The sequence below is a fragment of the Vibrio sp. 10N.237.312.B06 genome (assembly GCF_041464685.1).
GTDB lineage: Bacteria > Pseudomonadota > Gammaproteobacteria > Enterobacterales > Vibrionaceae > Vibrio > Vibrio tasmaniensis_A.
The window spans coordinates 1-1,013 of the sequence record NZ_JBFSPI010000210.1; the positions used below are offsets into that span (position 1 = coordinate 1).

Consider the following 1,013-nt stretch of genomic DNA (forward strand, 5'->3'; position numbering starts at 1 on the left):
TTGATAGGTGTGATATGCGGAAACGAGTTGGTGGACTAACCGCTAAAATGATAAATATAACAATTACCCCCTCACTTGAATAAATAACTGAATAGCTACCTATCTGATAGATACTATGAGTTCGATTTTGGTTTCAACTAAGCACAGTTTATCCGAAGCTAACAGATTAGAGCACCGAATCTAAGCAGCTTTTGTCCAAGGGTGTGCTTCGTACACTGTTAGAACGTTGTTAGAACGTCTTTGCCCCTTTTCGTGACAGCGCGATTTATCACGCACTGACATACGAACCTAACTTGACTTACTTTTCCTCATGTCTGTAATGTAATCCTGAAAGGATTCTTCAAGCTAAAAAGGTCAAATATGCAAGATAAGCACTGCGTTGAAACGGCAAAAATGTTAATGGGTATCAAGGGGCCGGCTGAACGCCTACTATTCGACTCAAAAAGAGATCGGTTTAATCTCTCACATAGCATTAAGACAAGTGTCCGCAAAGACTTAAATGCGAATTTCATCGAAACTGGTGATGGCTGCGTTGCTATCGCGACTCAGTATCCTTATCCGTATCAAATAGAGTCACAACTGCAGTTATTGGTCGACAATAGGACGCCGGTATTAGTGGTTCTTGCAAGTAACAACGACATCATTAATGATAAGTTATCAAGCTATTTTTCCATCTCAGGAAAATATGGAGAAATTTACACAAGAAGCTCGCATGAAAGCTCAATCTCCTTAGCTGGTGATATTAGAGTAGAGATTTATCAGTTGGAAATTTCGGGCTATAAAGCTACTGTCAGTGTCCCTGTAATTCATGTAAATAATTGGCCAGACCATCAAACGATAGATTTCAATACCACACTTGAGCTAGTCAATATCATTGAGTCGATCGCGAGTGATAAGAAAAACTTCTACGCAAAAAGAAATAGTCGTGCAGTAGCAGATCCCAAAAGGATGTTGCCGGTTTTACACTGCCGTGCAGGTGTCGGTAGGACGGGCCAAACTATTGCCGCGATGAT

General features: G+C 40.8%; 1 protein-coding gene. It reads left to right on the forward strand.

Annotated features, from left to right (window positions below; genetic code table 11):
- Positions 1–360 precede the first annotated feature (360 nt).
- Positions 361–1,013, forward strand: a 653-nt coding sequence (locus AB6C75_RS23590; RefSeq protein WP_372109533.1) for a protein-tyrosine phosphatase family protein, incomplete at its 3' end; no start/stop codon positions are given.